This window comes from Streptomyces ossamyceticus, from assembly GCF_001418475.1.
In the GTDB taxonomy this organism is placed as follows: Bacteria; Actinomycetota; Actinomycetes; order Streptomycetales; family Streptomycetaceae; genus Streptomyces; species Streptomyces ossamyceticus.
Window position 1 is genome coordinate 1 of the sequence record NZ_LIQX01000326.1, and the last position, 425, is coordinate 425.

Sequence of the window (425 nt, forward strand, 5' to 3'; positions counted from 1 at the left end):
CCCACGACGAGCCCGCCGCGCTCTCCGACACCGCGAACGCCGTGGTCGTCGTGGGAGGGGCGCGGTGCGGGCGCCCCGTCCTTGCGTTCGGCGTCGAGGGCGTCCGGCTCGTCGGCGGCGGTCGAGGGGTGGGCGGCGAGCCAGCGCTGGATGGCGATGCGGGCGGCGGGGGTGTGGGCGTGCTCCAGCCACTCCCTGGAGGGCTCGGAGGCGGGGTCCTGGCCCATGAGGAGCTGGACGGTGTCGCCGTCCCTCAGGACCGTGCTCAGCGTCGCCAGACGGCCGTTGACGCGGGCGCCGATACAGGCGTGCGCGTCCTCGCCGTACTGGGCGTAGGCGGCGTCCACGCAACTGGCGCCCTCGGGGAGGCCCAGGGTGCCGCCGTCGGGCCGGAAGACGGTGATCTCGCGGTCCTGGGCGAGGTC

The 425-nt window shown here is 76.0% G+C and carries 1 protein-coding gene; it reads right to left on the reverse strand.

Going from position 1 to position 425, the window contains the following annotated elements; genetic code table 11:
• Window positions 1-425, reverse strand: a 425-nt coding sequence (locus tag AOK15_RS47150; protein ID WP_240508566.1) for a TGS domain-containing protein, incomplete at both ends; no start/stop codon positions are given.